Source organism: Paraburkholderia bryophila (genome assembly GCF_013409255.1).
Lineage (GTDB): Bacteria > Pseudomonadota > Gammaproteobacteria > Burkholderiales > Burkholderiaceae > Paraburkholderia.
This window is the reverse complement of the sequence record NZ_JACCAS010000002.1, coordinates 2,391,534-2,412,597: the sequence shown is the minus strand read 5'-3', so window position 1 is coordinate 2,412,597 and position 21,064 is coordinate 2,391,534. Positions and strand designations below refer to the sequence as shown.

General features: G+C 59.7%; 24 protein-coding genes. 9 read left to right on the top strand and 15 right to left on the bottom strand.

Translation table 11 applies throughout. From position 1 onward, the window contains the following. The first annotated feature begins 31 nt into the window (after positions 1-31). Positions 32-400, top strand: coding sequence for a VOC family protein (locus GGD40_RS31760; protein WP_179710250.1), 369 nt, complete (start codon positions 32-34; stop codon positions 398-400). A 238-nt stretch (positions 401-638) separates the two neighbouring features. Here GGD40_RS31760 and GGD40_RS31755 read toward each other — a convergent pair whose 3' ends face one another. Further along, entirely contained in the window at positions 639-1,196 is a 558-nt protein-coding gene (locus GGD40_RS31755) for a nucleotidyltransferase family protein (RefSeq protein ID WP_218901373.1), read from the bottom strand. 9 nt (positions 1,197-1,205) lie between these two features. Beyond that, positions 1,206-1,628, bottom strand: a complete 423-nt coding sequence (locus tag GGD40_RS31750; protein WP_179746297.1) for a winged helix-turn-helix transcriptional regulator — start codon at positions 1,626-1,628, stop codon at positions 1,206-1,208. Between the two features lie 260 nt (positions 1,629-1,888). Between GGD40_RS31750 and GGD40_RS31745 the strand changes: the two genes are divergently transcribed. Continuing rightward, positions 1,889-2,512 carry an NAD(P)-dependent oxidoreductase gene (locus GGD40_RS31745; protein ID WP_179746296.1) on the top strand — a complete coding sequence of 208 codons (624 nt, stop codon included), beginning with the start codon at positions 1,889-1,891 and terminating at the stop codon, positions 2,510-2,512. Positions 2,513-2,670: 158 nt separating this feature from the next. Here the strand turns inward: GGD40_RS31745 and GGD40_RS31740 are convergent, their stop codons facing one another. Continuing rightward, positions 2,671-2,997 carry a nuclear transport factor 2 family protein gene (locus GGD40_RS31740; protein ID WP_179710258.1) on the bottom strand — a complete coding sequence of 109 codons (327 nt, stop codon included), beginning with the start codon at positions 2,995-2,997 and terminating at the stop codon, positions 2,671-2,673. A gap of 238 nt (positions 2,998-3,235) precedes the next feature. Here GGD40_RS31740 and GGD40_RS31735 point away from each other — a divergent pair, with 238 nt between their 5' ends. Both GGD40_RS31735 and GGD40_RS31730 read left to right on the top strand, forming a co-directional pair. Continuing rightward, positions 3,236-4,123: an AraC family transcriptional regulator gene (locus tag GGD40_RS31735; protein ID WP_179746295.1), complete on the top strand. Its 888-nt coding sequence runs from the start codon at positions 3,236-3,238 to the stop codon at positions 4,121-4,123. A gap of 238 nt (positions 4,124-4,361) precedes the next feature. After that, positions 4,362-4,724, top strand: coding sequence for a hypothetical protein (locus GGD40_RS31730; protein ID WP_179710262.1), 363 nt, complete (start codon positions 4,362-4,364; stop codon positions 4,722-4,724). Positions 4,725-4,845: 121 nt separating this feature from the next. On the opposite strand, the gene GGD40_RS31725 is transcribed toward GGD40_RS31730, so the two are convergent. The 4 genes from GGD40_RS31725 to GGD40_RS31710 form a co-directional block, all read right to left on the bottom strand. Beyond that, the gene (locus GGD40_RS31725; RefSeq protein ID WP_179746294.1) at positions 4,846-5,616 is read right to left on the bottom strand and encodes a hypothetical protein; all 771 of its coding nucleotides are present in this window, start codon (positions 5,614-5,616) and stop codon (positions 4,846-4,848) included. Between the two features lie 418 nt (positions 5,617-6,034). Continuing rightward, positions 6,035-6,244 carry a DUF1059 domain-containing protein gene (locus GGD40_RS31720; RefSeq protein WP_179710266.1) on the bottom strand — a complete coding sequence of 70 codons (210 nt, stop codon included), beginning with the start codon at positions 6,242-6,244 and terminating at the stop codon, positions 6,035-6,037. A gap of 215 nt (positions 6,245-6,459) precedes the next feature. Then, positions 6,460-7,311: an aldo/keto reductase gene (locus tag GGD40_RS31715; RefSeq protein WP_179746293.1), complete on the bottom strand. Its 852-nt coding sequence runs from the start codon at positions 7,309-7,311 to the stop codon at positions 6,460-6,462. A gap of 84 nt (positions 7,312-7,395) precedes the next feature. Continuing rightward, on the bottom strand, positions 7,396-8,385 hold the full coding sequence (locus GGD40_RS31710; RefSeq protein ID WP_179710270.1) for an aldo/keto reductase: 990 nt from the start codon (positions 8,383-8,385) through the stop codon (positions 7,396-7,398). A gap of 166 nt (positions 8,386-8,551) precedes the next feature. Between GGD40_RS31710 and GGD40_RS31705 the strand changes: the two genes are divergently transcribed. Then, on the top strand, positions 8,552-9,523 hold the full coding sequence (locus GGD40_RS31705; protein WP_179746292.1) for a LysR family transcriptional regulator: 972 nt from the start codon (positions 8,552-8,554) through the stop codon (positions 9,521-9,523). A gap of 119 nt (positions 9,524-9,642) precedes the next feature. On the opposite strand, the gene GGD40_RS31700 is transcribed toward GGD40_RS31705, so the two are convergent. Next, positions 9,643-10,101 carry a MarR family winged helix-turn-helix transcriptional regulator gene (locus GGD40_RS31700; RefSeq protein WP_179710274.1) on the bottom strand — a complete coding sequence of 153 codons (459 nt, stop codon included), beginning with the start codon at positions 10,099-10,101 and terminating at the stop codon, positions 9,643-9,645. 63 nt (positions 10,102-10,164) lie between these two features. Between GGD40_RS31700 and GGD40_RS31695 the strand changes: the two genes are divergently transcribed. Further along, on the top strand, positions 10,165-10,458 hold the full coding sequence (locus GGD40_RS31695; protein ID WP_179710276.1) for a DUF1330 domain-containing protein: 294 nt from the start codon (positions 10,165-10,167) through the stop codon (positions 10,456-10,458). An 85-nt stretch (positions 10,459-10,543) separates the two neighbouring features. On the opposite strand, the gene GGD40_RS31690 is transcribed toward GGD40_RS31695, so the two are convergent. Beyond that, a complete protein-coding gene (locus tag GGD40_RS31690) occupies positions 10,544-11,263 on the bottom strand; it encodes a peroxiredoxin-like family protein (RefSeq protein WP_257030639.1) in 720 nt (239 codons plus the stop codon). Here GGD40_RS31690 and GGD40_RS31685 point away from each other — a divergent pair. After that, positions 11,232-12,131, top strand: a complete 900-nt coding sequence (locus GGD40_RS31685; protein ID WP_179746291.1) for a LysR family transcriptional regulator — start codon at positions 11,232-11,234, stop codon at positions 12,129-12,131. The genes GGD40_RS31690 and GGD40_RS31685 overlap by 32 nt on opposite strands. A gap of 40 nt (positions 12,132-12,171) precedes the next feature. On the opposite strand, the gene GGD40_RS31680 is transcribed toward GGD40_RS31685, so the two are convergent. Further along, complete coding sequence (locus GGD40_RS31680) at positions 12,172-12,846, bottom strand: peroxiredoxin-like family protein (protein WP_179746290.1); 675 nt, start codon at positions 12,844-12,846, stop codon at positions 12,172-12,174. Between the two features lie 270 nt (positions 12,847-13,116). Here GGD40_RS31680 and GGD40_RS31675 point away from each other — a divergent pair, with 270 nt between their 5' ends. Then, positions 13,117-13,890 (top strand): YkgJ family cysteine cluster protein, encoded by a 774-nt coding sequence (locus tag GGD40_RS31675; protein ID WP_179746289.1) that lies wholly within the window; start codon positions 13,117-13,119, stop codon positions 13,888-13,890. A 22-nt stretch (positions 13,891-13,912) separates the two neighbouring features. On the opposite strand, the gene GGD40_RS31670 is transcribed toward GGD40_RS31675, so the two are convergent. The 5 genes from GGD40_RS31670 to GGD40_RS31650 all read right to left on the bottom strand — a co-directional run bounded on the left by GGD40_RS31670 (position 13,913) and on the right by GGD40_RS31650 (position 20,129). Further along, complete coding sequence (locus tag GGD40_RS31670; RefSeq protein WP_179746288.1) at positions 13,913-15,481, bottom strand: class I SAM-dependent methyltransferase; 1,569 nt, start codon at positions 15,479-15,481, stop codon at positions 13,913-13,915. Between the two features lie 136 nt (positions 15,482-15,617). Further along, the gene (locus tag GGD40_RS31665) at positions 15,618-16,334 is read right to left on the bottom strand and encodes an O-methyltransferase (RefSeq protein WP_179746287.1); all 717 of its coding nucleotides are present in this window, start codon (positions 16,332-16,334) and stop codon (positions 15,618-15,620) included. Between the two features lie 119 nt (positions 16,335-16,453). Further along, a complete protein-coding gene (locus tag GGD40_RS31660; RefSeq protein ID WP_179746286.1) occupies positions 16,454-17,992 on the bottom strand; it encodes an FAD-dependent monooxygenase in 1,539 nt (512 codons plus the stop codon). A 101-nt stretch (positions 17,993-18,093) separates the two neighbouring features. Beyond that, positions 18,094-19,026 (bottom strand): hypothetical protein, encoded by a 933-nt coding sequence (locus tag GGD40_RS31655; RefSeq protein ID WP_179746285.1) that lies wholly within the window; start codon positions 19,024-19,026, stop codon positions 18,094-18,096. Between the two features lie 185 nt (positions 19,027-19,211). Continuing rightward, on the bottom strand, positions 19,212-20,129 hold the full coding sequence (locus tag GGD40_RS31650; protein WP_179746284.1) for a LysR family transcriptional regulator: 918 nt from the start codon (positions 20,127-20,129) through the stop codon (positions 19,212-19,214). A gap of 136 nt (positions 20,130-20,265) precedes the next feature. Here GGD40_RS31650 and GGD40_RS31645 point away from each other — a divergent pair, with 136 nt between their 5' ends. Next, entirely contained in the window at positions 20,266-21,030 is a 765-nt protein-coding gene (locus tag GGD40_RS31645; RefSeq protein WP_179746283.1) for an SDR family oxidoreductase, read from the top strand. Positions 21,031-21,064 lie beyond the last annotated feature (34 nt).

Genomic DNA, 21,064 nt, shown 5'->3' with positions numbered 1-21,064 from the left:
CTGAGCCTCCTTTCTTAGTCAGGAGCTCACCATGAAGTTCGCCTCTGTTCGTGTCGTCACCCAGAATTTCGAAGGGCTGATCGAGTTTTATCAAAGGCTTTCCGGTATCGAGGCCGTACGGCCGGCCGATGGATTTGCCGAAATGCGATTCGAAGGGGCAGTGCTTGCGATTTCGTCCGAGCATCTGATCCAGCGCTTTAATGCCGGTGCGGCCATTGCGGCTGCGAATCAGTCGGCGATTCTGGAATTCGAAGTGACGGACGTCGACGCCGTGTTCGAACGGATGAATGCGTTGGGGACACCCATTGTTATGCCGACGACGTTGATGCCCTGGGGAAATCGCTCGCTCCTGTTGCGTGACCCGGATGGGAATCTCGTCAATGTATTTTCTCGGGCTTAAGTGTTGGGTCGTCTCGGACCGCGGTGATCTTGCCTGTGTGGCCTTGGGCGCTTATCGCGGCCGTATCGGGAGCCGGGGGAGCGCGAACGTAGTGAATACATACTCACGGAAAAGGGCCTAGGCCTTAGGCCCCCTTTGCTTACGCTGATGGAGTGGGGGCAGCCGTCGCACTGGCGGTTGTCCCTCGTCGAACGATCTTCGGGACAACCGGTGAAGAATGTAAAGTCCCAACCGATACCTACCAGGAGTCTCGCAACAGATGCGGCCACTCCCGCAGCCAACGCTCGGTTTTCTCGGCGTACACATCTGGTATGGGCAGTCGCCTGTTCGGCTTCAAGCGTCCGTCAAAAAGGTTTCGCAAACCAAACGGCGAGTAAATCTCATAGACCTCTTCGTGGCGTCGAATACCCACTGCAACCGTCGCACATGGAAATCGATCGATCCCATCCGACGCACGGCTTACCGCACCGAACGGAATTCCAAATTTGTTCTGGTACCAGACCGGTACGCGAGCCTGGTTGCGAATTTGCACTTCGACGGGGATATCCGCAAACAGGCTCCGGGTTTTTGCAATCACGGCGTCTTCCGCCTCCCATGACGTGTCTGGGTCGTAGTAGAAGAGATCGTAGTCCCGGATGCCCGCGTGAACGTCACGACCGGAAGCCAGATTCCATATCGACTGTGCGATACAACCGGCGGTCAGCCACCAATCAGAAAACCCAAGCTGTGATGCTCGATCCAGAATCAGCTTGTTCCACTGATTCCTTTGTGCGAGTTGTACAAGATCGTACTCCAAGACGAACATCTAGCGCGGAACGTCACCAGGTGCGCCGTCATAGGAGGCGCGCGCGGCATGGATCTCGGAATAGCGACGGTCGGCCCAATCGATAAGGTTCGCCATCGGCTCCAGCAGGGTTTGGCCCAGCGGGGCCAGACGATATTCGACGCTCGGCGGCTTGGTTGGAAAGACGTGGCGGGTGATCAGTCCGTCGCGCTCCAGATCGCGCAGGGTCTGGGTCAGCATGCGCTTGGAGATGTCGCGGATCGCGCGGCGAAGCTCGCTGAAGCGATGCGGTCGCGTCGCGAGGGTCATGATCATGAGGATGCTCCACTTGTCGCCGATGCAGTCGAGCACGTCGCGCACGGGGCAATGTACGGGCTCTACCGACTGTGCGTCGTCCGACTGATATCGGCTGAATCGCTCGATCGCGCTCAATGCGGTGCTCATGCGGGTTCCCCTCGTCTCTCCAGGTAACAAAAAACTGCCTCCTTGCGGCGCAGGAACAAGGTCTCTACATTAGACCTGCCCTCAAGCATAGTCCATATAGGACCCGGAGAAAACGCGTCGCCTTCGGAATAAATGCGTCGCGCTCGGCCCTCCCGAGTGGCGCAACCGGTACCCGATGTAAATCGCACCCGGGCAGAGAGTTGAATTGGCGCGGTCGATGTGAACCGCGGCGCCAACATTAAGAAAGATCGAGGTTAAACATGAAGGTTCTTGTTTTAGGTGCAACGGGCGGAACGGGACGGCTTATCGTCAGCGACACCGTGGCGAAAGGCCATTCCGTCGTGGCGCTGGTTCGCTCGACGGCAGGCGCCAATCTGCCGGGAGCCGAATTGATTGAGGGCGATCCCCGCAACGAGATCACCCTCGAGCGCGTCCTGGACGGCTGTGATGCAGTCGTCAGCGCGTTGGGGACCGGCATGGGCCTTCGCAAGGTCAGCCTGCTGACTGAAGCGACACGCGCGCTGGTTTCGGCGATGACGCGCAGCGGCGTGCGCCGCCTGGTCTGCGTCTCCGCTCTGGGGGTCGGGGACAGCCGCGGCCACGGCGGCTTCGTGTTCGACCGGCTCTTCCAGCCCTTGCTGCTCAGCCACGCTTACAAGGACAAGCACCGTCAGGAAGCGGCGATCCGCGCCAGCTCACTCGATTGGGTCATCGTCCGGCCCGGCATGCTCACCGACGACCCAGCTCATGGCAACGTCAGGGCAGTCGTCGACCTCGCAGGCATCAATGGCGGCAAGATAGCTCGCGCCGATGTCGCCCGGTTCGTTGTCGACCAACTGACGAGCGATACCTGGTTGAGGCGAGCACCGGTCATTTTGTGGTGAAGCCCTCGCGGGCCTCTTCGCACTCACGGCTTTGTATTGCCATCCGTACACCTGAATCGATGCGAGAGCGGGTCGATTCCGTGATGGTGGCGACTCACTCATGCCACTACTCGGTCTCCTGGTAAGTTTGTCACGGAGTGCGGTTGTGTTTGTGATCGTTATTCGAGATCTGCGTCGATGCGTTCTATAAGACCATCAGAGTTAGTCCTGATCTTCAGAGTCCCGATCTCGTGACCAAAGTCGCCTGTGAAATCGAGGCGAGCAACGGCAGTGAAGTCGTCCAGTTGCTCGAGCGACAGAAGCCTGCTGGCCGTTTTATAGCCAACGAAGAACTGCTCGAAGTAACGGCGAATACCTTCGGTGCCAAGAAAGCTGTCGCCAACTGAAACGTCGTCGATAACTGCATCGGACGTGAAGAGAGCCACCGCGCCCTCAACGTCGAAGGAATTGGCGGTCTGGATGAATGTCGATACGAGCTTCTCCACGGGTTACTCCTCAGATGTCGGCCACGCCCATTCCGCGCCTGGCGCATTCGATTGCGATGCTGGCCCCAAGCCACGACTGCTTCCGGTCACGATGACAATCTTCATGCTTTTTCTCCTGTGTGTCTGGCGAGAATGAAGATACGGCTATCGACCACCGCGCACTCACCCGATCCTCCTCGAAGCTTGCCTATTTCTGCTTTTGCATTGCACGCCCGGATGGCCTCTGTTAGCGTCGGCCATGGAACAGCAACTGCAAGAACTGAGAGCACTGGCCTCCCGGGCCGAAAACCGGCGTACGGAAACCGGTATCCCGCGTGTCGCCATGGTCCAGGGTGAAATCCCGGAACACCTGCTCGCCGCCGTCTACGATCCCATGATCAACCTGATCCTGACGGGATCCAAGACGATGACGGTCGGCGACCGGATCTTTCACTATGACCCGGCGACCTACTTCGTCATGTCCGTGGATCTTCCGGCCGTCGGGTCCGTGCATCCGGCCATGACAGGCGAACCGTATCTTGCGGTCAGCCTGACTCTCGACCCCGCGATCATCGCGACGCTTATCCGCGACGTGCCGGTGGCGGTCTGTAGCACGCTGTTCGGTTCAGGATTCTCGGTTGCGCCCGTCAATGGCGAACTGCTCGACGCCTGGATTCGGATGCTCCGGCTGATCGAGCGACCGGACGAGATCGCGGTGCTCGCTCCCGCTTATGAGCGGGAGATTTTGTTCCGCGTGCTTCAGGGGCCGCTCGGCGGGATGCTATGGGACATTGCATCGCCGGACACGGCGCTTTCGCGTATTGGTGTCGCAATCGACTGGATACGTCGAAACTTTACCGAGCAGATCAGGGTGGAGGCGCTGGCCGGGATGGCGGCGCTAAGCGTTTCGGCATTCCATCGCCATTTCAAGGCGGTGACGGCATTGAGCCCGTTGCAGTATCAGAAGCGTATCCGCTTGTTGCACGCGCGCTCGCAACTGATCTCCGGTCAGGGAAGCGCGACGTCGATCGCATTCAGCGTCGGCTACGAAAGCCCGAACCAGTTCAGCCGGGAATATGCTCGGCTTTTCGGGCTACCGCCCTCCAGAGATCTTGCGAGAGCCACGCAGGAACTCCGGCGCGCATAGCAACCGCGCCAAAAATACGCCTCGCGCGGTCTTGATGGAAAGTAAGAAATGAGGAATTCTCGCTAAAAGTCCCTCACGGATCGCCTCCTGCCCGTTAGCCGGTGCCGACAGCACCCATCGAGGTGCACACGTCGACATACTGAACTAGACTTAATCACCAGCCGATGAACCCGCGCAATTCTGTAGAAGCGTTTCCCGAATCCTTACGTGCTTAAAGCGAAAGAAGTTTGGAGGGCGCATGCGATTTTTTATTGGATTGTTGACCGTTTGCCTCATTCAGGTGAGTGCGTTGGCGGATGAGGGCGAAGCGTTGACGCACGAGCAGGCACTTTCGATGGTTCCCGGCTCGACCATGAGTCGGATCGGCCAAAATGGTGGTCTTCGTGAATGGACCAACGGCGCGGATGGGACCGCGACAGTTAGCCGGCTTCCAGGTCCTGGTTCGAAACAGGGCGTGCGGAAAGCGGCGGCGCGCTGGTCGGTTTCCGATGACGGGCGATATTGTCTGGACGAAGACTGGTCTACGGGACAGGGGGGCCCGTTGCACTGGTGCTCCCGCATTACGCGCGACGCGGACGGGAAGTTGCAGCTGCTGCATTGATCGTGGTGCGGGGTAAACTCTCGCACCTGGATGGCAACATCCATCGGCCACCTACCGCAGCCCAGTCACGGCCGTTCGGGGTAGCCTCAAAGTTCGCCAGCAATCACCTGACGGAAACGGGCTAGACCGGGCATATTGTTGCCTTTTTTGGACCTTGAGCGGGGACGTCAAGGGCACTCAATACTGCAAGAAGATTACGTTGGCGGTGTGTCGGCACATTTAATCGCCAGCGCAGTGCGCCATAAGTGAGTGTCAGTAAATAGCTCGCGGATGCAACTCCGAAGATCGAATTAAACACGACGGTCGCTGACAATCCACTTTCGCTCGGCTCACCGCGTCCTAGATAGGCGAACAGAGAGAAAGCCAATGCGGCGAACGCGCCGAACACAAAGGCCTGCTTCCATCGGCTTCTTCCCCAAAAACGAGGGAGTCGCGGTAGGTAGTCAATCTGACTGTCCGGCATGGCCCCCCCGAGGGAGCCGGCCGCGAACGTTACGAAAACACGCTTGTCGGCAGGATTGCGAAGACCATAGACGAGATGTTGGCCAGACAACGCTTCTGACGCAATGGCGAGGCGTATGCTATCGCCCTCCGCAAGCGGTAACTCTACTTTACTGTAGTAGGGGATGAGATTTTCTGGCGTATATAGGACGACGGAGACTCCATTCACCTGAAATCGAAACGACCGCATTGTTCCGTGGTTAGAACTAGTTCCGTTCCAATCGGTTGTCACCGTAAAATTTGCACGCTCTAACTCGGTTACTTCCCCTTCTAGCTGGACGATCTGCGCGCGCCGCAACCGATCCTTGACGTCGTCTGAGAGCGTCTCCTCAATATCGTTTGGCGCTCCGGTTGAGGAAGAAGGATTTCGTGTTTTGCCTCGGTGTGCCATTCGCGCAGGGGAAAAGTAGAATTGACGAAGAATGCCACGGGCTCAAGCTCTGACGCAATCGCGAACATCGTGGTCGGTTTCGCCCAATACTAAGGTTTTGAGGTCGCAGTTGGTTTTCGACGTCGCTTCACATGGTCCGACCAAAATTATGAGGGCGATTGCAGACTTAATCATTTCGGTAATAGTTGTTGTCGAAAATGTCAGCTTCGCTTTGACTGCATTTCTTCGGCCAGCCGTCTTTGATGTCCGATGCGTGTGCGAGTCGCAATCCCTGGCTCACGGAGTGAGCATGAGCGCGCGCAAAGATTACAAAGATGGCCGAGTCCTTCAGTACGACGGACGGCCTAGCTACTAGGGCTCAACCCCCTGTCTCAATCGTTCGACAATTCGTAGCCTCACTACGCAAACCGGCGAACGCTCAGAGTTCAGGCGCTGCGTCCCATTTAGGTCTCGTTTCTTCGCTCCACTTGCGCGGATCTTGTTTGTGCATCTCTTCCATTTTTTGGGCGACATCCGGATGCTTATCCATGACGTGTTTCGTCATGACACTCACCATTTCGTCCCATGAATCGGCCGATAATTTTTGCTCACATTTGCCGCCGAGCTCTTTGCATGTCATGGTTTTCATTTGGACTCTCCTTCTAGATTCCAACGATCGGACGGCGGCGAGACGACCGCAGGCAGGCTGTGCCAGATGTGTTTCTGGCGCTAGCGACATCGCCGGAGGTGACATTTAATCTCGCAGCAATTACTGAACCGGCGATCGTCGGAATCTAGCGTGAGCGAACTTTCGTGGTGGCATTGAACGTGCGCATCTCATCTTTGAGCCAGGTGGACTGCGTGTCAGAGGCCAAGTTTTCGTTCGCTCATCCATTTCACGATCGCCGGATCGCGATGGGAGAAGAAGCTGCTCTTGCCCGTTTCCAATGTGGTGAGGAACTGCATGTCTTCTTCGGATAGTTCGAAGTCGAAGACGGCGAGGTTTTCCAGCATCCGTTCTTTCCGGACGGACTTCGCGAGAGCGACGATGCCGCGTTGAACCAGCCATCGCAGGACGACTTGTCCAACAGTTTTGCCATAGCGCTGAGCGATCGCTACAAGGTGCTCGTTCTGGAACAGGTTGTTCCGGCCTTCGGCGAAGGGTGCCCAAGCCTGCGGCTGCACGTCGATCTCACGCATGAAGTCGACGCTCTCAGCCTGCTGGTGGAAAGGGTTGACTTCGATCTGGTTGACGACGGGTTTCACTTCGTTAAATGCCGTGATGTCCATCAGACGATCCGGCTGAAAATTGCTCAGTCCGATCGCACGCAGCTTACCGGCGCGATGCGCCGCCTCCATCGCTCGCCACGCGCCGTGAACGTCCGAGAACGGCTGATGAATCAGAAACAGGTCGAGATAATCCGTGTCGAGCCGCTTCAATGACCTGTCAATGGCAATGCTGGCGCGCTCATAGCTTGCGTCTTCAACCCATAGCTTGCTGGTGACGAAGAGCTGGTCGCGCGATACACCGCAACGTTTGAGCCCTCGCCCCACCGCCTCCTCGTTTTTGTAGGATGCAGCCGTATCGATCAGGCGATAGCCTGCCTGCACCGCGTCCACGACGCAGCGTTCGCATTCCGCCTCATCAGCGATCTGGAAGACGCCATAACCGAGAATGGGCATCTTCATTCCGTTGTTCAGTGTCACTTCTTGCATGGTCGATTCTTTAAATTGATAGTCGATGGTGGTCAGCGCAGTGCTCAGGATGCCGGGGATACTTCGTGAGAGGACATCATCGTGTCAGCGACCGACGCGAGCCTTCAGGGCAGCCGGGTAGCGGTCGCCGTGAATTTCGACAGCACTGAGTGCTTGTGCAATAAGCTGAAGGTCAGACGCGGACAGTTCCACCGCTGCGGACCCCAAGTTCTCGTCCAGTCTGTGCAATTTGGTCGTACCGGGGATCGGGACGATCCAGGGCTTCTGGGCGAGCAACCATGCCAGTGCGATCTGAGCCGACGTGGCGCCTTTGCCCCTGGCGATCTCTCCAAGTGCGTCGACCAGCGCCTGATTAGCTTCAAGTGCCTCCGGCGTGAAACGCGGAACGATGCTGCGGAAGTCATCCTTGCCGAACGTCGCGGTCCTGTCGATCGCGCCCGTCAGGAAGCCCTTGCCCAGCGGGCTAAACGGAACGAAGCCGATGCCAAGCTCCTCCAGCGTGGGCAGGATTTTTTCTTCGGGTTCGCGCCACCACATCGAGTATTCGCTTTGGAGAGCCGTCACGGGCTGCACGGCATGCGCACGCCTGATGGTCTGCTCGCCGGCCTCCGATAGGCCGAAGTACTTCACCTTGCCCTCGGCGATGAGTGCCTTGACCGTCCCGGCCACGTCCTCGATCGGCACGTCAGGGTCGACGCGGTGCTGATACAGCAAGTCGATGACGTCGGTCTTCAGGCGCTTGAGCATGCCGTCGACTGACCACCGGATATGGTCCGGGCGGCTGTTGAGGATTTGCTGCTTTCCGTCATCGCCGAAAGTGAAGCCGAACTTCGTCGCGATTACCACTTGATCACGGACGGGCCCTAATGCTTCGCCGACCACTTCCTCATTGAGATACGGTCCGTAAACCTCGGCGGTGTCAAAGAAGGTCACACCGCGGTCGAACGCGGCGCGAATCAACTCCACGGCTTTGATTCGATCGGTGGCCGGGCCGTAGCCGTGGCTCAGCCCCATGCAACCGAGGCCAATCGCCGACACTTCCAGTCCCGATTGGCCGAGTTGTCTCTTGTTCACGATGTGCTCCTTGCAGTAGACGGCGAGCGCAATGGCCCGATGCGTATTACTTTAGGCGTCCGGGTTTCAAGCGAATAGTCGATTCCACCTTGCTCCAGTATCAAGCCAGGATTGATACTGGCACTCTGTGCGCCCGCGCTGTTTGCGCTTGGCAGGAGGATTGGACATGCCCATTAACGACTTCAAGGCCATCGCGACGTTTGCCAAAGCAGTTGAACTCGGCAGCATCCGGCAGGCGGCGCTAGCGCAAGGCGTCACGCCCCAGGCGGCCAGTCAGACCATCGCGCAGTTGGAGCAACATCTCGGCGTCCGCCTTTTGCATCGGACAACGCGCAGCCTCGCCCTGACCGAAGAAGGGCAACGTTTTCTGGAGAATACACAGCCGGCTCTGGCGGCACTCGACAGGGCTCTTGCCCAGGCGCGAGAGTCCAAGGAAGAAGTCGCTGGGCCGCTGCGCATCGTGGGCCCGAAATCATCGTTCGCCGCGATCCTCATGCCCTTGCTCGACGAGTTCTGTCGTGAGTACCCGGGAATTCAGCCGGATGTCCAACTCGATGACGGTATTGGAAATTGGGTACTAGATCGTGTCGATGTTGGCTTCAGGATAGGGGCATCGGCAAGCGAGGGCGTGATCGGTCGACAGCTATTCCCCATCCAGATGATCGTCTGCGCGGCGCCCGAATACCTTGAAACGCACGGAACGCCGTTGACGCTAGATGAACTGACGACGCACCGCTGCAGCGTGTTTCGGCATCCGGTCACCGGTAAGGTAGCCCCTTGGTACTTGACCGTTGATGGCAAACTGGAACATCGACAGATGTCTCCCGCGTTTGCCACCAACGACACCGAGCTAGAAATGCGGGCCGTGCTCGCCGGAAGGGTTATTGGTCAGCTCGCCGGTTTCTCCGCTGCATCCCATATCAGGGCGGGACGACTTGTGCCAGTCCTGTTACAGCATATGAGCACACACATCGGTTTGCATCTTTACTATGGGAACAGGACGGCTCAGCCCAAGCGAGTGCGAGCATTTCTCGATCTCGCCTTCGCTCGCTTGTATGACTGCAACGAATATGTACTCGCAGACAAAGAGCTTGTCCGGTTTGCGCAGCGACCGAAGCGGTCCAGCCGCACCGAATGACATGCAGGGTCCTTCACTTCCAGCAAGCGTGCGACCGATGAACAACGCCCAGTGCTGGATCTTGCATTCGGCTCGAAGTGACAGGCACTGACCTCGAACTTCGTCCAACCAAGGTCATGTCATGCACACGAGGATTCCGCGGCCTTGGCTAGCTCAGCCATCGCCTGCCTTGCCGAACGAAGTTTTTCGTCGCCCATGCGACTGGCGAGTTCCGCCTTGGCCAACTTCCACACCGGGAACGCATCGGCCATGAGTCGACGCCCGGATGCCGTCAGCGCTAGGCGCTTTCCGGCACGGCCACGTCCGCCTGTCGCACGGACCAGATCTCGGCTTTCCAGATTCTGAACATTTCGGCTGAGGGTCGTTGGATCGACCCCGGCTTTATCCGCAAGGTCGACGAGCGTCGTGCCCTCGGCTGCGCCGATCCCAACCAGAAGGCTGAATTGCTCGGCCGTCAGCCCGAGCGGCTTGAGGCAGGCGTTGTAGTATCGCGTGAGTGCACGCGCCGTTACACGAGCCTGGAAGCCCGGACACTCCGCTTCGACGCCCATCAAAGACTCTGGATCTAAACCGTTCATATCGACCTCGTTGACAATCTCAGTTTCCTATAATAATGTATATGCATTATTAGTGGAGGCACAATGCCAGCATACGTACACGTCAATCTACGCGTCATCGACTCCGCCAGGCAGGCCGCGCTCGCTCCGCGCTTTCAGGCGGCGCTAGAAGAGGCAGGCGGGCGGATTCTACATTTCGGTCCTGTTGCGCAGATTCTGGAGGGGGACGAGGCGCCGTTGCCTATGGCTGGCGTGTTTGAGTTTCCGACTCTCGCCCAGGCGCAAGCCTTCTACCATTCCGAGCGGTATGCGCCGATCAAGGCCGAACGTCAGGAAGCTCAGCAAGCCCGAATGTTCGTCGTCGAAACACACTCGTGAGTGGCCGCTTTCGGAAAGCGTGATGGCGAGGAATCGGGCGCACCGCCCTGCAGAAGGCTCCGTTCGGGCCAGAAACGGACGTTTCCTATGAGCGAAGCACTGACAGTACGACCTCGGGTTCGCAGCGCCCCCGGTAGTCAATGTCGACGTGAGACAAAGCGATGCGTCCATCGCTAGCGATCACAAAGGTCGCCGGAACCGGCAATGCCCAGCTTTCGTCGCCGTTGATGTCCGGCAGCGCTTTGTCGACCGAACGTAATGCCTGGCGTAGTTCTTCCGGAAGCGAATAGACAAGACCGAACGACTGGGCGACGCCATTGCCGGCGTCGCTCAGCACCGCAAAGTCGAGCGCATTGCGCTCGGCGGTGGAGAGTGACCCATCCGGCAACTGGGGCGAAATGGCAATCAGGTTGGCGCCGAGTTGCAATATCTCCGGCAGCACCTGTTGGTACGCTCTAAGTTGAATGTTGCAGTAAGGACACCACCCACCACGATAGAAGACCAGAACGGCAGGGCCCTTCTGAAGAACTTCCGCCAGCGAAACCGCCCTCCCCGATGCGCTCGGCAGCTCAAAATCAGGTGCGCGCTGTCCTGCGGCGAGGACGCCGTCCATCTGGAAGCTCGCTCTCAGTTCCTCCACCTTGGCGTTGTAAAGCGCAATCCGTTCGGCCGGTGCCGTACGCTCGTAGTCGGCGCGAAAAGCCACTAGCTCCTGCTTGAGTTCCATCTTTGTTGCTCCTTGAATATCATTCATTCCCTGGAGGAATGACGAAATGGACAGATTGATTGCGATGGAGACCTTCATCGGCGTGATCGAGGCCGGGTCGTTTTCCGCTGCTGCGCGCCGCCTGAACGTGGGTCAGCCGGCGGTATCGAAGTCGATTGCGCAACTGGAGGAAAGGCTCGGGGTGCGCTTGCTGCTGCGCTCGACACGCGGCCTCACGCCCACGGATGCCGGCCAGAAGTTTTACGAGCGGGCAAAGCGCGTCATCGAGGAAGCTGACGAGGCCGAGCTCGCCGTGCGTATCTCGGGCGCAAGTCTGTCGGGAAGACTGCGAGTGTGCGCTCCGGTGACGTTTGCACGCTTGCGCATTGTTCCGTCGATGAAGGCGTTTCTGGCCGCACACCCGGGTCTGACACTCGAAGTCGTGCTCGACGACCGCCATATCGACCTGCTCGAAGAGGGTATCGATGTCGCGCTGCGTATGGGCGCACTCGGCGACTCGAGCATGACCGCGCGCAAGATCGGGCAGAGTCGGCGGATCGTCGTCGGAACGCCCGCTTACTTTGAATTGGCTGGGACGCCGAACGTCCCGGCCGACCTCATTACGCACGAGGCGATTATTTACGAGCAACGCGGCGGCGGCGCGACATGGTCGTTCAAACGGGGCAGTTCGGAGACGGCGGTGGCAGTATCCGGCCGGATGCGCGTCACTGCTGCCGAAGGCGTCCGTGCGGCCGTGCTCGCCGACATGGGCGTGGCGATTGCATCCGAATGGATGTTTGCGCCGGAGCTCGCGAGCGGTGCGGTCAAGGCGGTGGTAGCCGACTGGACCTTGCCGCCGGTCGATCTGTGGGCCGTCTTTCCGACCGGTCGTATGGCCAGTGCGAAGGCGCGCGCGTTCGTCACCTTCGTTGAGGCGACCCTGGGATTGGCGGCCCCGACCACCTAGTGCGGCCGCGCGGCCTGCCTGTGCAATCCGCTCCACTGTCTCAGGATGCATTCACGCGAGACCGGCCTAAAGCCGCCAGCATATCGGCGGGTTCTGGCCGACGCGTGTAGTCGGGATTCACTTCCGAATACAGGATCGTGCCGTCCTGGCCGACCACGTAGCGCGCGGGCATCGGTAGCGTCCAGCTCGGATCGCCGTTCACCGCCGGCAGGTCGTTCTTCAGCGCCTTGTATAACTCGACCAGATAATCAGGCAACGCGAAACGCAAGCCGAACGCGGCAGCGACGTCGTTGCGAGCGTCGCTCAGAATGGCAAAGCTGAGCTTGTTCTGACGGACCGACTTGCGGCTATTCACCGGCGTCTGCGGCGAGATCGCGACCAGGCTTGCGCCTGCCGCCTGAAATTCCGGCAACGCTTCCTCGAGCGCCTGCAATTCCATGTTGCAGTACGGGCACCAGACGCCGCGATAGAAGCTGATCACGACCGGGCCTTTCTCCAGCAGTTCGGTTGAGGAAACCAGCGTGCCGTCCGGATCGGTTAGCGTGAAAGCCGGTGCCTTGTCGCCGGCTCTCAATGCGCGTTCGGCCTGTCCTGATGCGATCAGTTCGGCCGTGGCGCGCTCCATCACCGGATGGATCTCGGGCGGAGCGAAATAAGGCGCCTTGCCCGCTTTGAAGTCTGCCTTGAAGGCGTCGAGTTTGTCTTGCAGTGACATGTTGACTGCTCCTTGCGTAAGCCATGTAGTTGAGTGCCGGGTGGCACGTCGCGGAAACCATGGTCAGGCAATCGCCTTCCACGCAGTAGTCCCCGCGGACACATAACAGCTATTCCCGCAGGGCATACGCACGTGAGGAACCGATCCCGCAGAATCCGGCCGGCGTTTGCAAAAAAATGACGAGCCGCCTGTCAGATCGGCCGCCGTTGCGCGACTAAATCCGACTGCTGGACAACCGGACCGCGTCGCGCGACGCAAGGGCAATCAGGTATGGATATCGATTTCGAGTGCACGATGTGCGGCAAATGCTGTCACGATCTACGTTTGCCGTTGACGGTCAAGGAAGCCTTCGCCTGGCTGGAGCGCGGCGACAACGTGCAGATTATGTGCGAGGCGTTGCCGTGGCTTGAGGAGCCGCCTGCGGACAATCTTCAGGCGGCGCACAAACGTCGTCGTTCGTTTGCCGCGATGAGCGGGTCACTGCCAACACGGGTCGTGGCCATTCTGGCGGCCACGCATGCGGGACCCTGCCCCAATCTCCAGCCCGATATGCGTTGCGGTATCTATGAACAAAGGCCGTTGGTGTGCCGCATCTACCCGGCGGAGATCAATCCCTTCATCGAACTGACGCCAACGCACAAAGCCTGTCCGCCCGAAGCGTGGACGCCTGGATTACCGCCGCTACTGCGCGCAGGCAAGCTGATCGACGCGGACACGTTCGCGTTGATCCAGCAGTCGCGCGAGTCCGATGAGAACGACCTCGCCATCAAGCAGCAGGTGTGTGCGTTGCTGGGTATTGATCAGGCTGCGGTGTCGAATGAAGGCTTTGTTGCGCATTCGCCCGATCCCATCGATCTGCTCGCGGCGTTGCTTCTGGCCAGTAACGAACGCACGGCGCTGACGCAGCCGCCGACGTGGCGTTTCGTGTCCAATCGTCAAACGACTGTCGACGCACTGGTGTCGGTGGGCGCGCTCGGTTCTCTCGTCGAGGCAAACAGTCCGGTGGGATTCGAATACCTCGGGTTTTCGGCGGCATCCGAGTAAAGGACTAGACCGCAATCTCATGTCAAGCGATACCCAGCGCCTGCAATATCGGTAGATGAACCTGAGCAAAGCGGTTCGCTTTCGCGATCATGTCGGCGCCAGATGGAACCGTGGCAGACTGCAGCGCCGCTGGTTCGCGCCCAGCCTGTGAATCCGCACGATCCGCACGCAGCACAGCCTCGGCGAATTCGGCCCATTGCTCCGGCTGCTGCAGGTGGTGCAATCTCGCCAATAAAAAGAGTTGGGCCACACGCGGCATAAAGATGCCCGATCCCGAAATCGGGCTCACCAGAAACTGAACGTCCTCACCATGGCGCGCCTGCTCGCAAATCGCCGCATTCAGCCTCGCCGACAACGGCCGCGCGGCACTGATACGCACGTCGTCCTGGACGTTCAGCAATGCGCCCATGCTGACCAGCAGCGTCACAGCCTTGACGAGCTGCGCAAATGTGACGCCCCGCGCGCGGACGCCGTGTTCGATCTCGGAGAGCGTCGTAGGGCGATGGCTGGACAGCGCGTCCAGAATAGGGCCGTATAAAGCTTCCGGCAGCGTCGTCTCACCGAGCGCGCCGCGCACCTTCAGCGCCACCGCATCTCTCGGCAGCGCCAGGATCACACGATGTGCGCGCAATGCCGCGTCACGCTCATCGTCAGAGAGCGTGCGTGGTTCCTTAACCCAGTAATCGCGCCGCAACGATCGGTTAACACAAAAGTCGCGAGTGGTTTCTCGCAAGCCCGTATCTGCAATAGTCGCTAACAGATCGCGTTGCACCGGCGTGAGATTGATCTCATCAATATGATCGCGATAGTCGGCTGATCCCGCGTAAGTCAAACCCGCCGCCTCTAGCGACGAGGCAACTTGCAGGAATGACATGGGGTGCCAGTCGCGAGCGAAATACTCATGCGCGAGATAATTTGGGTTCGCCTGGGACAACGCGTCGACGCGCTCGGCAAGCAGGGGGTTAACCAACGCGTAGCCCGGCTGCGTCGCAAATACAGCCCGCGCAAAATCGACGGCGGCGCTAATGCGTGCCGGCACAGGCGCTTCGGCGTCCGCGCGGTTGCCCGGTTCGGCTGCGGGATCGACCTGAAAATGCCGCTGCATCAATTCGCGCACGGGCACCATCGCAGTCCACCCTGGCTGGGTGTTGTAGCTCAAATACAGCACGCCACCGGCTTTGAGCTTGCGGCGGATGAACTCGACAATCAGCGCACGATTCTCTGCGGCAATCCAGCTCCAGATGCCGTGCATACCGATGAAATCGAAGTCCGGCAAATCGTCGCGCCGGCAGAACTCCGAAAAAGACTCGCCGAACAATTGCGCAGGCGATTCGGCACTGTCCACGAGTTGCCGTGCGAAGTTTGCGTGAGACGGATTGAAGTCGGTGCCATACCATCGCGTCGCCGACCCTGCCGCGTGAATATTCACACTCACACCGTGGCCAAAGCCCAGCTCGCAAGCGGTATGCACGCTCGGCAACGCAAGCCCTGCCTGGAGCAAAGGAAGTTTCAGGCGTAGTGGATTCAGCTCGTCGCAATAGCCGAAAGTGTAATTAATCGCATCGATGGAACTCGCTTCCCGCTCACTCACGTCTTGGTGCTCGTTCGTTGCACGGGTGCCGCTATCGGCCCCCGTAGATTGTCGAGCCGGCTGTCCGGCGATGCCCAACACAATACCGGCGAGCGGTCTGGAAAGCAAAATTTCCCGGGAGGGATTGAACCTCGAACTAGGCAGCAACGACTGTAAATTCAACCCCTGACTCAAAGCCCAGCGTCGTGGTCGAAAAGCGCGGGTTGCCTTCAAGGTACTGCTTGTAGTACCAGACGGCGTCCTCGGCGGTGTACATGTTGTCGGCAAGAACGATCGAGCCCGGACGTAGCAGACGCTCGATGTCCCGGAACAGATCCAGATACGCATCGGCCCATACGTCCATAAACACCATGTCGAATGTGCCGCCCAGTTCAGCAACGGTCTGGAACACGTCGCCGTCCCTCAGATCGACGTAAGCGTCCACACCCGCCGCGCTCACGTGGGCTCGAAGCTGTGCGCACTTTCCGGGGTCAAGCTCGGTCGCTACAACGATGCCGCTGCCTATCGTGCACAGAGCGTCGGCGAAATACAGCGTGGACACGCCGCAGGAACTGCCGAGCTCAAGAATCCGGGCCGGCCTGTGTGCCAGCACCATGTTGCGTAAAAACTCGCCCATTTCCGGCGTGACGGCTAACGACAGCGCAGTGCCTTGCGAGGATTCGAAATCTTCACTAGTCAGACCATGCGATTCGAGAAATCGGCCGCGCAGTCGAGGCGCAAGCATGTCGTATTCGTCAGCGAGTGTCGTGAACTCCTCGCTCGTGCCGTGGAACTGCGCCCGCGCGCGGGCCATGACTTCCGTCAGGCTCTGTTCGTGAAGTCGTTGCAGAAGTGCCGTGGTGGTCGAAGTCATAGGTTCTCCTTGGGCTCAACCTGGCGGATGAAGTATCCGGAACATGGGGAGACGTTTCAGGAGAACAAATATTTTGGCTGACTTCGAAAATCTTTTGTTTCAGCGGCGGCGCACGCCCCTCAGGCGGACTCACGGCTCGCTGGTTCGCCGAACCATCGCGACGCAGCCAGCGCGGCCTCGTCATGATCCGGAGACGCCTCACCAACCCAGGCGACGAATCCATCAGGACGCACGAGCACCGCGCTCAAGCCGAGCCGCTCCTTAACGTCACTGCCGACGTACGCGATCCGGTCGCTCCAGCGGTTCGCCAATGCCCGAAGCGAAGGACGCGAATCAAAGTCCAGCAACACGCCGCCTCCATTCAAGAGAAGCGGGCCGAGCTTCGTCCCGTCGATCAACTCGAAATCGGGCGCGCTGCGGCCCACGAGCGGATGACTACCGCCGAGGTCGTAGCGCAGCGCCGTGCCCCAAACGCGCTCGGCGAAGTAGGTGGCGCCATCGCGCGTGTCGATGAGATCGCGAATGATGGCTTCGAGCGCACGCGAACTGCGGCTCGGCCGCATGAGCGCAACCTGGGCGCGTGACCAGTCGAGAACCTGCACGCCCACCGGATGCCTTTCGTTCGTGTAGCTGTCGAGCAGACCCGCCGGCGCGTCGCCACGAAGCGTAGCGGCAAGCTTCCACGCAAGATTCATCGCATCGCCGAGACCGAGATTGAGGCCCTGGCCGCCTAACGGCGAATGGATATGCGCAGCGTCGCCCGCGAGCAGCACGCGCCCTTTGCGGTAAGTCGTCGCGTGATAAGCGCGGTCCGTCCAGGTCGTGGCGAGTTGAAGAGCCGTCACGGTGACATCCGTGTTAGAGACACTGCGCAACACCGCCTGCACATGCTCGAGCGTGATCAGTTCGGTTCGATGGAAAGCGCCGCCGTCGAAATCGACCATCGCGATGGTGCCGGGCTTCTGGTAGGTGTACATGCCGGTCGGCGTGTATTGACGCCCTGCCTTGAGCTGATCCGGATCGGCCATCTCGACCTGAACGGAATATCCCGTGAACTCGGGGTCGGTGCCGACGAATTCAAAGCCGCCCACCTTGCGCACCGTGCTGCGGCCGCCGTCACAACCCACGAGCCATCGTCCGCGAAAAACTTCATCGCCCGCGCGAACGGTTACGCTCTCTTCCGACTGGTCGAAGCCGTCGACGCCGAGGCCGCGTCTGGTTTCCGCTCCCAACGCAATCGCGCGAGCGGCCAACACGGATTCGAGGTACTCCATCTCGACCGCCGTGCTCGTGCCGGCTGGCGTCGGCAGACGATACTGCCATGTCGACGTGTCGATGTTGTCGTGAAAGAACTGAATGCCGGCGAAATGGCCGCCCGGTCGGCGCGCCTGTTGCATCCAATGCGCGGCATTCGGCGCGCTGTTGCCCGAGCTATCTTTCGCGCGTTGCGGCGCTTCGATCTCGCTCAATAAGCCGCGACGATAGAAAGCTTCGAGCGTGGGCGCAGACAGACCGCGCAATCCGAACGGCAACCGCTTCAACGGAGAGCTGGGGTTGTCGGCTTGCTCCAGCACTAACACCGAGAGACCCGCAAGGCGCAACTCACAGGCAAGAAAACAGCCGACGGGGCCGGCTCCAGCAATCACGACATCATGCATCAACGTTAAAACTCCTCAAGCGCTCTGGCCGCCACCGTGACCATCGCATCGTCATGACAAAACTGCCCGGCGATGTGCCGGGCAGTTTTGACGGATTCAACCTAGATTTCAGCGTAATCGATACCCGTCAGCGGCCCCAGATGAGCCACTGTGGTGAAGTGCGACTCATGCTTCGTATCGATGTCCAACTCGCGCACGTTGCCGCCCAGATCGGTCACGAATGCGCGCCGCCCCTGTGGGTCCAGCGACACACCAATGCCTTCTTTCAATTCACGGGCCAGTACTTCGCGATCGACCAATCCCGTAGCCGTGATTCTGGCGCGATTGAGTGTATTGCCATCATGCGCATCGTCGCCACGGTCGGTCCAGTACAGCACGCCGTCGTGGTGATCGAGATCGAGGTCGATCGGCTCGGGTAGATCGGCCAACAGACATTCCACATCCGGACGCTGGTCGGGTCGCGCACCGGCAGGCAGCTCGATGCCCGCTCGGAAGATGCGGCCCTCGCCGGCATCCGGCGGTCCTTTCTGCGTCCAATAGACATGCCCATTGGCCTTATCCAGGACGATGCCGACACAATGGCGGGTCGCGTCGGCCGTGTCGTCGGGGAAATTCCCCGTGCGAACGAGTTCCGTCACCTCAGTACCATCCAACCGCGCGCGCATCACGCGCATGCCTTCGCGATCGCACCAGTACAGGTGGCCACTTTCCTTGTCGAGCACGAGTTCTTTCGGTGTGCCGGCCTGACCGGACGGCACCAGCACGCGATGCTCGCTGCCGTCGAGATTCGCGCTTTCGATCGTGCCGTCGTTCGGGGGAACCGCGCCGGAAGCCGGGTCGCCATCGATCAGATGTATGCCGGTTCCCATATTGGTCCAATAGACCACCTGGTCTTCAGCATCGACCTTGATGCCGTCGGGTGTGCGCGTCAGATTCGCGAGAACGACTTCGTGCGAACCGTCGGGCGACAAAGCGATGATCGCAGGCGGACGTGCCTGCAGGACATACAGCGTACCGCCATTCTTCGTAGCCACAGTAAGTACCCTCCATCTGGTCACTGAAAACGTTGCCATCAAGTCGGAATCGATCCGTAAGGTCGCTGCTGCTGGATCGCTTGCGAAAGACTACCTTAGGTTGCCGGCTTCTGCGCTGAACGAAGGCTCAATTGGCGGGGACGTCATGTCGGCGGGTTCTAACTCACCCCTGCTGTGACACCCACTCAACCTCCATCATCCCGATCCCAGGGAGGCACTCCGCCAAACGCTTCAACCAGAAAATCGATCATGACGCGCACTCTCGCGCTCAAGTGCCGCCGACTCGGATACATAGCGAGTATGTCGATCTCGGGCAGACGATACTCAGGCAACACGTGAACGAGTTTGCCGGCACGCAGATCGTTGCCGATCAGGAACGTGGGTTGCCAGATCACGCCCTGCCCGGCGAGCGCAGCGGCGCGTGCCGTATCGCCGTTGTTGGTATGCATGTGACAGTCGACCTTCACCGCGTGAGTCTTGCCGTGACCGTCGATCAGTTGCCACTCGTCGCCGGTGGCCGCATAGGTGTAGCCGATGCAGCGATGCCCGATCAGATCCGCGGGCGAGGTCGGATAGCCGACGCGAGCCAGATAATCCGGCGACGCGCACAGAATGTTTTGCGACGTCGCCAGCTTGCGCGCAGCGTGGCTGGTCGAGCCGGCGCGTGAGATGCGAATGGCGAGATCGTAGCCTTCATCGACGATATCGACGACACGGTCGATCAGCCCCACGTCGAGTTCGATGCCAGGGTGTCGGCGCATGAACTCCGGCCAGAGCGGCGCGAGATACTGAATGCCAAAGCTCACCGGCGCATTGATGCGCAACCGTCCACGCGGTTCGACCGACGCGGACGATACCAGCCCCTCCGTGTCCGCGACATCGTCGAGAATGGACTTGCAGCGGGCGTAAAGCGTCTCGCCGCCATCGGTAAGAGAAAGCGTGCGTGACGTGCGATTCAGCAAGCGCGTGCCCAGGTGCGCTTCCAGTTCACTCACATAACGGGTGACGTTGGCGGGCGAGGTGCCGAGCGCGTCCGCTGCGCGCGCGAAACCACCGCGGCTCACCACCGTCACGAAGACTTCGAAAGCGCGCAGGCGGTCCATACCCTTCTCCTATCATTCACAAAAGCTGAACGATAGGACCATGTTTTAGGCCTTTCGACAATCAGGACTGAAGCCTATATTCCTTTCACGGTCAACGCACAAGGCACTGACCAACGAAAGACACCGGAGATTAAACATGCAACGCTTGACAGGAAAAGTCGCCATCGTCACGGGCGCCAGTGCGGGAATTGGCCGTGCTACGGCAAAGCTGTTCGCCAAGGAAGGCGCCAAGGTGGTCATCGCGGCGCGCCGTGCGACGGAACTTGAAGCGCTCGTCGCGGAGATCGTCAGCGAAGGCGGCGAAGCGGCGTATCTGGCCGGCGACGTGCAATCTGAGGACTTCGCAAAGGCACTGGTCGCGTTCACCGTGAGCCGTTTCGGCCATCTGGATATCGCCTACAACAACGCCGGTACGCTCGGCGAAATGGGGCCCACCACCGGTATTTCCGAAGCCGGCTGGAATGCCGCGCTGGCCACCAATCTGACCAGTGCCTTCCTGGGCGCGAAGCATCAGATTCCCGAAATGCTGAAGCAAGGCGGCGGCTCGATCATCTTCACGTCGACGTTCGTCGGTTACTCGTTTGCGTTTCCCGGCACCGCCGCCTACGCGGCGAGCAAAGCCGGATTGATCGGCTTGACCCAGGCGCTCGCCGCCGAGTACGGCGCGCAAGGTGTGCGCGTCAACGCGGTATTGCCGGGCGCCGTGGACACGGAGATGTATCGCGGCATGAACGATACCCACGAATCGCAAGCCTTCGTGACTGGACTGCATGCGCTCAAGCGGGTGGCGAAGCCGGAAGAACTGGCACGCTCGGTTCTTTATCTCGCGTCGGACGACTCGTCTTTCGTGACCGGTACGGCTTCACTCGTCGATGGCGGTGCATCGATTACCCGGACTTGAACCTGCTGGGCGTGATAAAGAGCAATTACTAGAC